This is a genomic window from Clostridium sp. 1001270J_160509_D11, from assembly GCF_015667935.1.
Taxonomy (GTDB): domain Bacteria; phylum Bacillota; class Clostridia; order Peptostreptococcales; family Peptostreptococcaceae; genus Intestinibacter.
The window spans coordinates 1-11,499 of sequence record NZ_JADPET010000091.1 but is presented as its reverse complement, the minus strand read 5'-3'; the positions used below and the strand labels follow the sequence as shown (position 1 = coordinate 11,499).

General features: G+C 31.9%; 3 protein-coding genes. 1 reads left to right on the top strand and 2 read right to left on the bottom strand.

The genetic code is table 11. The features are described from left to right. The coding region (locus tag I4U58_RS09205) for an IS1595 family transposase (RefSeq protein WP_195931006.1) at positions 1–1,221 on the top strand (1,221 nt) is incomplete at its 5' end. A gap of 541 nt (positions 1,222–1,762) precedes the next feature. Here I4U58_RS09205 and I4U58_RS09200 read toward each other — a convergent pair. Continuing rightward, complete coding sequence (locus I4U58_RS09200) at positions 1,763–5,650, bottom strand: NPCBM/NEW2 domain-containing protein (RefSeq protein ID WP_195931005.1); 3,888 nt, start codon at positions 5,648–5,650, stop codon at positions 1,763–1,765. A 226-nt stretch (positions 5,651–5,876) separates the two neighbouring features. Next, positions 5,877–11,258 carry an NPCBM/NEW2 domain-containing protein gene (locus I4U58_RS09195; RefSeq protein WP_195931004.1) on the bottom strand — a complete coding sequence of 1,794 codons (5,382 nt, stop codon included), beginning with the start codon at positions 11,256–11,258 and terminating at the stop codon, positions 5,877–5,879. Between the last annotated feature and the right edge of the window lie 241 nt (positions 11,259–11,499).

Sequence of the window (11,499 nt, the reverse complement as noted above, 5' to 3'; positions counted from 1 at the left end):
GCCAATATGTTCTTGGGACAAACAGAAAGTCCAATATTAGTAAGTAAATATCTAAGATCTATGACAGAAAGTGAAATTAAAAACCTAGAATCTTTAACTAATAACTTGACTAAAAAAGAGTTGCAATCTTTAATTAATATAATTCAAAATAAAATAAAAATGGCCTACTATTATGGAATCGTATTGGGTTCTGATGACGAATTTTTGAGAAATTTCCCTAATGATTCAGAAAAAAATATCGAAATACTTCGAGGAAGGTTTAAAAATGGATTAAAATGTCCAAAATGTGGACATTCTAAGTTAAATAAAAATGGGAAAACAAATAATCGTCAACGATATATTTGCAAAAATTGTAGAACTACATTTGATGAAAGAAGTTTTTCACCTCTTTCTAATACTAAATTAAGTCTCGATACATGGATAAAATATTGTCGTTTTATGATAGAAGGTGGAACAATAAAACATTGTGCTCAAAAAGTAGGTGTAAGCATACCAACATCATTTTTTATGCGCCATAGGATTTTAGATGTATTAAATTTATCCTTGAGAAATCAATCATTTCAAGGAATTATTTCTGCAGATGAATATAATCTAAATGAATCATTTAAAGGTAAAAGTCCTAAAAAAACTATTGAAGAAGATCGTTATTTTTATAATTTTGAATATGAAGATTTGTCACGTTGTGTCGGTTGGACTTTTAGAAACTGTGATTATTTATTAAAAAATCCACAAAAATATTTAAAACCAGTTCAAGTAAAAATTAGTACCGCTATGGATAGAAATGGCCATGTTCTTACAAGAATAGTAGAAAATCCTCCTTTAGTGTCAAATATTAATAGAAAATATCAAGATATTGTGTCGTTCTTTGAAGGTAAATTAGATAAAAATTCAACTATATGTGCTTTTAGTAGTGGTTTATATAGAGAAGCTGCGTTTAAACTTAATGTTAAGTTCAAAAAAGCCAAAAGTAGAATGAAAGATTTAATTTATTCTGTACATCATGTTCATATGTATAACCATAAATTATCTCGTTGGTTGTCGAATTTTCATGGAGTAGCAACTAAGTATTTAAATAATTATTTATCATGGCATGCTTTTTTATTTATATTGCAAGAAGTTAACGAAATAAGTCGAATTAGTCGTTTATTTACAGAAATTACGACAATAAACCTGTCCGTAACTCAAAAACAAATTCAAAATAGAAAAGTTGAGTTTATATAATATAATATGCTATTTATATAATATGCTGTAATTTATATGTTTTTCATAATATATTAATATATTTTTATATTTTTATATGATGTAAAATGTAATGTTCAGATTTAAATTTTTCAGCTCTAAATTTTATCGTTCTATATAAATATATACAAATAGTAAACAGTAAATATTAAATATTAAATATTAAATACAAATAATAATTATTCATCTAGTAATAAATATTACCTTATAATCCCTTATAAATTGAGAAAATTTATCACATTTATCACAAAGTTATTAAATAGAGTCATATATATAAAAATAGTAAAATAATACGATAGTTACAATAATAAAGTAATACTAAGCAACTAATCACGTAATTAATCAATTAATTATTAATATAAATAATATATAAATAATACAATAAAAGACGTGAAGTTTGTGCAGCTGTCGGGTGCATTTTTCTTCACGTCTTTTTCTATTTGTTAATATTTAAGAAGTATAATTTTGTGTTATTTTTTAGTTAACTATTTTATTTTAATTTAATTAGTTAGCTATTTGTGTTTTATTTTTCTCTGTTGTCTATTAAGAATGTTATTTCTGTTTTGTAGTTGTCGTCTTTATCTTGGTATGTTAGATAAAGTGTGTGTATTCCTTTGTAGAAGTTTTGTGTACTGAATGATATTTTTCCGTTGTTGTTTGTACATTCTTCTATGTTTAGTGTTGTTGTTTTCCATGTTCTATTGTCTTTTATAACTATAGATGTTGGGTTTAGTTTTTGGCCTTTTCTGTTTGTTATGTTGAAGTCTACTTCTACGCCTTGGCCTTTTGCCCAAAACCAGTCTTCGTTTATTGTTTGTGGGTCTGCTTGTAAATTATTTAGTTTTTTAAGATTTTTTAGTGGCGATAAATCTTTTATTTCGTTGTTTTTTATGTTTAGTGTTTCTAGATTTACTGCGTATTGTAGTCCTTCTAGTGTTTTTATGTTTTTGTTTTGAACGTTTAGTGATGTAAGTTCTCTTATGTCGCCTAGTCTGATTTCGCCTGGTAGTCCAAGTTCTTGTTGGATGCTTAGTTTTAGTGTTTTATCTTTTATTTGTATTATTTGACTTAGGTCTATTTCTACTGCAGTGTCGATTGCATTTCTTAGTGTTTCTACTGCTTTATTTATTTTTGTTTGGTTGTTAGAATTTAGTGTGTTTTGTGCAAGTTGTATTGCGTTTTTTATAGTTTCTGCTGATTCGTCACTGTAATTGTTTAGATCTAGTGAGTTTGCTTCTTCTAATATTTTTTCTAATTCTGTTAAGTCAAATTCTGAAAGATTTCTAAATTTGGCATCTGCCCAGTCAGCGTGGTCCCAAGTGTCGCCGTTGTCTGCTTCTTCTACTACTAGTTTTATTTTTTTAGAGTTTCTTATGTCTACTATTAAACGTTGTTTTGGCGAATCTGATTTCATTAAGCCTGTTTGTGCTTTTAGCTCGTTGTCTACGTATACTTTGAAGATTACACTTGATGCTTCTTGGTTTGAGACGAATTTGTCAAGGCCTACCCAAGTGTCAAATATGTCGTAACCTGTTGAGTCGTAAACTATTTCTGAGTAAGAGTGTGTTCCTATACCTTTTTTGAATTCTTGGTATGTTCCGTCTTCGTTTAGAAGTTGGATTGTTTCTTCTCTTACTGATTTATCTTTTCCTATGTAGCCTGAGCCTATTGTTCCGTATTCATAGTTTAAGTCAGATAAGTATGTTTCTTTTTCTGATACTACTACTGTTCTTTTGAATGTTGTTTTGTTGCCATCGTTGTCAGTTACGGAGCAGTTTACGTTAAATATTCCTGTGTTTCCTTCTATGTAGTCTGTTTCTACTTGTATGTTTTGTGTTAGGTCACCGTCTTCGGCATCTGTTGCTTTTATTCCTTTTAGGATGTCGATATCTTCGTTTATGTTAAATGCGATTTTATCTTCTCCTGTGAATTTTGGTGTTCCGTTGTTTTTTGTTAATTTTGGATTAACTATTATGCAGTGGTCGCATGTGTTTCCGTTTCCACCGTCGTAAACTTCGATTACTAATTCTTTTACTCCTGCTACTGGAACGTTGATGTACGCTAGGTTGTCTCCGTATTGCATTACGTTTGTTGTTGCTAGAGTTTTGCCGTCAGCTGATATTTTGAAAGTTACGCTTGAGTAGTCGTTTTGACCTACTGCTGTGTCTACACCTATTAATGCTTCAAAGTTTTGGTAGTCTTTGTCGCTTAAATCGTATGTTATTTTTCCGTTTGCATGGATTCCGATACCTTTTTTGAATTTAGTTACTTGTTCGTGAACCATACCTTGGATGTTTGTGTTTGTTCTTGGTATTCCCCAAGCTGTTTTTATTGTTTCCCATGAAAGGTCTGATAAGTAGTCATAGTCGCTTACTACTTCGACTTCAATATTTCTTATTGTAGTTTGACCTTCGTTAGTTAACTCGTAGTTTACTGTGTAGTTTCCTTTTTTGTTAGGGTTTACGTTATTTTCTATTTTTATGTTTGATGTTATGTCTTCTCCTGTGTAAGTAAGACCTTTTACATAGGCTTTTGCGTCAAATTTTTCTCCTACTTTTAGAGTTATTTTCTCTTGTTGGATGCTTATGCTCGGCATTTTTGAGTTAATTTCAACTTTGTTTGCTGAAGTTAAGTCTTTTGCGTAAGGAATTACTGCGTATTGTGCGTTGTCGTCTGTTGCATTTTCGTCTATGTATGTATTTGATGATGTAAATCCGATTACTTTTCCGTCTTTTAGTATTTCGTAACCAAGTAGATCATCTTTTTTGCTATTGTTTATTGCCATACTTAGTTTTACACCTGATTTTACTTTTGAGATTGAAAGCTCTAATCCTGTGTCTGTGTTAGTGTAGCCAGATCCAGTGTATCCTATAACTGTGCTATTTAAATACCATAGTTTTTCGTTTGAGTCTGGGTATTTTTTAAGGTTTTGTTTGCACTCGTCTGATAGTGTAAATCCGTATTTTTCGAAGTAGTAAGTTAAGTTTATGCCTAATACTTCTGAAGAATATGTAGCTAGGATATCTTTTTTGTGTTGATAATCTCTTGGGCTTGGTTTTCTCTCTCTGTATAGTGTTTCTAGTTCTGCCCAGTATGTATCTTTTTTAAGTTGTAGCTGCCAGAACATCCCTAGTTGTTGAAAATAGTCAAATGTGTCAAATCCTCTTAGTGATTTTTCTGGTGCTAAGTATTTGTATAAATATGTGTAGTTGACCCTGTCTTGGAAGCCATTTTTTATGTGTGCGTTGTTTGCCCACATGTTGTTTGTTACTTCTGGCCATTCTCTCGCGCTTATGTCCATTTGGTGTCCTGCTTCGTGGACTGTTGTCCATATTACAGAGCCTAGACTTGATAAGTCTGTTCTAAGCATTGATTGTTCGTAGTCTCTTTGGATTCCGACGTGGTCTCCGTATGCATATGCTAATCCATAAGGTTGCATAAGTCTTATTGGTGTTCTTACGTTTGTTGAGTCGTTAGTTATATCTGATGGATCGTCTTTTAGTCCTGAGAAATCGAACGCATCTTGAATTTGTCCGTTTAGATTGTTTACACTTTCTAGGATGTCTACGCCTTCTTTTACATATACTTGATATGCTGCTGATGTTGTTCCTGTGTAAAGTATTCTGTTGCTTGTAAATTCAAAGATATCTACTGTGTTGTCTGGGTCTTCTTTTAGTTTTTGGTTGTATGCCTTTAATTCTTTTATAAATTGTGCTTTGTCGTCACCTTCTTTGTATGTTGGGAAGGCTTCGCCTCCTTCTATTGTAACGACTGGGGCTGCGCCCTGTTGCTCTTTTGTATATCTATTTATTAAATATAAGGCTCCGCCTTTTACAGTTTTATTTTCCCAAGAAGTGCTGTATATCTCAGGAACAGTAAGCACGTTTTTCCCTTTTTGTAGTTGATATTCTCTTATCCAGTTTGCATAATGTGCCTCGTGTTGAGTGAATGCCACTCTTGGAAGTGGTGCATTGTCATCCGCTTCAACATAAATTGTTATTTTTTCTCCTGGCTTCGCCACTATACCTGTTGATTGTAAATCTGTACCGAAAGAAACCATGCGTAAGTTCTCTCTGGCTTTCGCCTTTGTGTCGCCGTTTTGAGTTAAAGTTATAGTCTTTTTAGTTATTGTTGATTCAGTTGATTCAGTAGATTCTTCTTGAGAATCTTGTGATGTTTCTTTAGACTCTTCTGTCTGAGATTTCTCTTGTTCTTGAGACTTTTCTTCCTCTTGTGAAGTTTCTAAGTTTTGTGCTGTTTTAGATTCTTCGTTATTATCTGCTGAATTTTCTTGTGTTGATATTTTTTCCTCGTTTTTTGTTAATTCATGTGCTAAGACTGCTGTTGTATTAGCTGAAAAGCTTGAAATAACCGATACTAAAGTTAGTATTGCTACTTTTTTCTTAAACATACCCTACTCCTAGTTTATTTTTTTGAATAAAGAGGGACTATCTCCAAAATATTTTGTGATAGTCTCCTTTAGTTTTTAGTTTTTAAATTTTAGTTTTTAAATTCTAATCTTTATTGTTGATGACTTTTATTTACTTAAGTTTGATATCTTTATTCACGTTTAGATATCATTTTTATAATATTAGACTTCTCTATTATTTAGGATAAACATTAATTAATCAATTAGTTTATCTATTGTCAAGCATAAACATAAATTGTGATACGTAGTTATCGTAAGTATCTTCGTATACTAGTGTTATTGTATAAAGATATTTATCGAAAGTTGTTGTATCTAGTGTAACTACGCCATTTTTTGTGTATTGTGCTGCGTCTAATGTTACTATTTCATGTGTTTTGTTATGTTTTACTATTATAGATTTTGGAGATAGTTTTACTCCTTGTCTATTTATAACGTCTAGGTTTATTGTCGCTTTGTTATCTACTGGATAGATACGTCCTGACACTAAGCCACCTAGAGGGCTTGCTTGTAAGTTTGTTAATTTTTTAAGATTTTTTAGTGGCGATAAGTCTCTTATTTCATTGTATTCTATGTTTAATGATTCTAAGTTTATCGCGTGTTGTAATCCTTCTAAACTTGTTACTTCTGACAATTTAAGTGATGTAAGTTTTCTCATATCACCTATTGTTACATTGCCTGAAATGTTAAGTGTTTTTTGGATTGCTTTTTTAAGATATTCATCTCTTATTTGTACTACTTCGTTTAAGTTTACTCTTACTAATGAATCTATTGTGCTTGTTAGGTTTTCTATAGCTGCTTCGATTATTTCTTGGTCTTTAGAAGTCATAGCTTCTTCACCAGCTTCTATAGCTTGTTCTAATCTTTCCATAGATTCTTGTGTGTAGTTGTTTAAGTCTAATTCTTTAGCTTGTTCTAGAATTTTTTCTAGTTCTGTTGTATCAAATTTAGGTATCTTTTTGAATTTAGCATCAGCCCAGTCAGCATGGTCTGCATTCATTCCGTTTGGCCCATTTTCTACTACTAATTTAACTTCTTTAGAATTTCTAACATCTACTACTATGTGTTGTTTTGGTGAATCAGTTTTCATTAAATCTGTTTCAGCTTTTAATTTTCCATCTACGTATACTTTGAATTTAACGCGTGGTGCAGGTCTTCCTGCTACGTATTGGTCCATTCCAACCCATGTGTCGAATATGTCGTATTCTGTTGAATCATAAACTATTTCTGAGTGAGCATGAGTTCCTATACCTTTTTCAAATGTTTCTACTTCGCCATTTTTGTTTAAAAGTTTTATAGCGTCTCCGTTTAGTGATCTATCTTTTCTTATAGTTCCCCAACCTATTGTTGCAGATTTCCAATCTAAATCAGATATATAAGTATCTTCATTTGTTGTTATTATTATTTTTCTTTCTACTTCAGTAGTTAATCCTAATGTATTTGTTACTGAATATTTTACTGTGTATTCTCCTATTTTAGATGATGAGAATCCTCCATCTTCTACTACTACGCTTGAAGTTATGTCTCCGTCTTTTTGGTCAGTCGCCTCAACATCTGCCATTAAGTCAAACTCAGCGTCTTTGTCTACTGCTGTTAATTTCTCAACGTTTATAGTTGGATATTTAGCTTTTATTATTTTTTCAGCATTGTCTAATTCAACTTTGAATATTTCGTATGCTGGGTGGTCTTTTACTTCTTCTCTTAAAGCATTTAGTTTTTCTAATGTGTTGTAACTTTCTGCTACGTCTGTTTTTGTTTCGTCTGTAAATAAGCTTTCTATTTTGTCAGATAATTTATCTTCTTTGTAGAATGCTACTTCACATAAACTTGCCCATCCTTCGCGAGCTTCAACAAATTTGAATTTTACTCTTCTTGCACTTACATTGCTCATTTTAAATTCTACAAAGTCGTTAGTAGAACCTGTTGTGTATGAACCACTTCCTGCTAAGTAGAAGTCATCTCCTGACTCACTTGTAGATACATATATTTCAAATTTTGATGCGAAACCTTTGTTGTATGCATCACGTCTTGCACCATAAGCCATTCTGCTTATTTCTTGTACTTTACCTAAGTCGAATATTACTTCGTTTTTAAATGTAGAACTGTTTGGTGTATTTGTCTCCCAGTGAGTGTTTATGTTGCCATCTAGTGCATTTTGTATTTTACTGCTTCCGTAGTGTCCTGCATTATTTTTTATAGATACTACAGGTAATTTAAATGCGTCGTTATATGCTTGTAAATTGCTGAATTTACCATATCTAGATCTCTTTGTTTTATAATCTTCTGATACTGTTACGTATCCTGTTGTTCTTGTAACGTTGTTGTTTGAATCTGTTACTTCATATACAACTTCATATCTACCTACTTTGTTTTCTACAAAGTTGTTTGAGATTATTTGTATTTGTGATGTTAAATCTCCGTCTTCTTGGTCGTGAGCTTTAACGTCTTTTCTTGGGTCTAATGTGTCGCCAAGTTTTAAGAATTTCTCTTGCGCAGTTATTCTCGGTTTTCCGTTGTTTGTTGTTAATTTTGGATTAACTATTATGCAGTGGTCGCATGTATTTCCGTTTCCACCGTCATAAACTTGTATTTCTAATTTTTTAACTCCGCTTACAGGTATATTTACATCTATCATGTTGTCATAATAACCCATAACACTTGTAGTCGCTACAGTTTTACCGTCTGCAACTATTTTAAATGTTACGCTTGATTTGTCGTTTTCTTGGATTGAAGTATCAATACCAATTAAAGCCTCAAATCTGTCGTAGTTTTTGTCTGATAAATCGTAAACTATTTTACCATTTGCATGTATACCAAAACCTTTTTCAAATTTTTTGATATCTCCGTTTATTCTACCAGATATGTTAGAGTTTCTTCTTGGACTTCCCCAAGCTGTTGAAGTAGATTCCCAGTTAAAGTCTGATAAATAGTCATAATCACTTACAACTTCTACTTTAACTACTCTTGTTGCAGTTTGTCCGTTGTCGTTTAATGTGTATGTAACTGTGTAGTTACCATGAGTTTTAGTATCTACATTACTTTTAACTTTTATATTTGATGTTATTTCTTCTCCTAAATGGGTATAACCTTTAACATAGTCCATTGGATTAAATTTATCATTTAATTTTAATACTAATGAACTTTGTTGTACACTTATGCTTGGACTTAATGTACTTACTCCAACGTTATCTCCTGTTGTTAAGTCTAAAGCATAAGGAACAACTTCATAACTTACATCTGAGTCTGTGTTTGTTTCAGTAGAGTCTGTGTAACTGTTTGATGTTGTAAATGCGATTACTTTTCCATCTTTGATTATTTCATATCCAAGTAAGTCATTTTTAACATCTTTGTCTATGTTCATAGTTAATTTTACGCCTTTTGAAGATTTAGACACAGATACTTCTAATCCTGTATCTTTACCTTTGAAACCTTCTCCGTCGTAGCTTAATGCGTCTCCATTTAAGTACCAGATTTTTTCACAATCATTTGGGAATTTCTCTTTTAATTGTTTTTTACAACTATCTGATAATGTAAATCCATATTTTTCAAAATAGTTTGTCAAATTCATATTTAGGACTTCTGAAGAATAAAGTGCTAATGTGTCTCTTTTTTGTTGTTCACCATTAACGCTTGGTTTATTTTTTCTATAAAGTGAGTCTAACTCTGCCCAATATGTATCTTTTTTAAGTTGTAATTGCCAGAACATCCCTAATTGTATAGTTCCATCAAGATTGTTAAAGTTTACTGATGAATCGTCTGGAGCTAATAAATTGTGTATTTTGCTGTATGCTGCTCTATCTCCTGTACCATCGTTAATATAAGCGTTGTTTGAGTACATGTTGTTTGTGATTTCGCCCCATTCTCTAGTCGCTATGTCTAATTGGTGCCCAACTTCATGCAACATACCCCAAAGTATGCTGTTTATGCTGTCTTGGTCAGTTCTTAATATTATTTCTTGTATGTGTCTTTGCACACCTATATGGTCTGATGCTGCATATGCTGCCCCATAAGGTTGCATAAGTCTTATTGATGTTCTTACGTTTGTTGAGTCGTTAGTTGGGTCAGATGGATCGTCTTTTAATCCAGAAAGCTCAAACGCATCTTGGATTCTTGTGTTCCATACTTGAACACTTTCCTCAACATCAACCCCTTCATTTACATATACTTGGTATGCTGCTTTTGCAGTACCTGTATACATAAATCTTGTTGTATTAAATTCATATACGTCTACTGTATTTGCTGGGTCTTTGTCTAATTTAGCTTTGTATGCTTTTAATTTTTCTAAGAACTCAGCTTTGTCATCACCAGAGTTATATAATGGAAATTCTTCTCCACCTTCTATACGAACTACTGGAGCTTTCCCTTGTTGCTGTGGTGTATATCTATTCATTAAATAAACAGGTCCACCTTTTATAGATTTTTGACTCCATGAATCGTTATAAATCTCAGGTACTGTTATAACGTTAAGACCTTTCTTTAATTGGTACTCTTGTTTCCAATGTCCAAAACGACCTTCTTGTTGAGAAAATACGATTTGTGGAAGTGGTGCACCGTCTTCTGCCTCTACAAATACTTTAAATACTTGTCCTGGTCTTCCTACTATACCTGTAGATTGTAAGTCTGTCCCATATCTAGACATACCTAATTGGCTTCTTGCTTTTTCATGAGTATTCCCATACTGTGTAAGCGTGAATGTTCTATCAGAAAAATCCTTTTCTTCCTTTAAAAGCTCTTTTGCTATTTCAATATTGCTAACTAATTGATGTTTTAAAGGATGTTTGTTTACTTTTTCTTCTAAAGCATTTATCGCCTCTTCGCTGTTATATTCATCTTTTAGTTTTACCATTGTACCATCTGTAAAAAGATTATCTACAGTTGCTTTTAATTCATCATGTTTGTATAACCAGAAAACAGATGATGCTGCTTGATTTAAGTTACCTTTTTTGTATACAAACTTAAATCTTTTTAATTCAGTTGGTTTAAATGTTATCTCTTTTATGTCGTGGCATGCGGCTTGCTCTCCGACTGCTATTAATTTAAAGTCGTCACCATCATCAGTATTTGATGCATAGATTTCAAATTCTTCTGCATATCCTTTTTGCCAATATGGTGTACCACCGTAAATCATTGTGTCTATTTTCATAGACTCTTTTAATGTTACAACTATCTCATTTGTGAAAGTATCGCTGTTTAATCTTCTAGAAGACCAGCATGTTTGCGTATCGTCGTCAAACGCTTTCATAAGATTTTCAGTTGAAGAACCATCATTACTTCTAACACTTGCAATCTCAGAATTATCAACCTTGAATGCCTTGTTATAAGCCTCTTCAAATTTCCCATCAGTCTTAGCAAATTTTTTAATTCCTGCTTTTAGGCTATTTGTAACGTTTCTCGATACATTTTGTTTTGACTCTTTTTCAGTGTCATTTTCATTTGTGCCATTTGATTGACTTGTTTGAATAATTTTACTTGATGTGTTTGTTACTTCATCTTTGTTAGTTAATTCATGTGCTAAAACACTAGTTGTGCTAGCAGACAAGTTCGTGACCATTGCCACAAGAGTTATGATAGCTGCGATTTTTTTTGTGTTCATATCTCTCCTCCTATTTAATTTTCAAAGATGCATTATTTTTCCAGTTGTATTTTTATTATCAAGATAACAAATAATACTAATAACTCTTTTTAATACACTTGGTTTTAGGTATTATTACAATAATAATATAGTGAAATAATTTTGTCAATTACTGGATTAATTTTTTTGAAAAAATTTGTAATATAAAGTAGAAAATTGTCGTTTAACATTGATTAACATAATATTCATAAATAAATAGATC

Coding starts and splice junctions, on each gene's coding strand:
- I4U58_RS09200 (WP_195931005.1), bottom strand. CDS start 5,650: ATGTTTAAGAAAAAAGTAGCAATACTAACTTTAGTATCGGTTATTTCA.
- I4U58_RS09195 (WP_195931004.1), bottom strand. CDS start 11,258: ATGAACACAAAAAAAATCGCAGCTATCATAACTCTTGTGGCAATGGTC.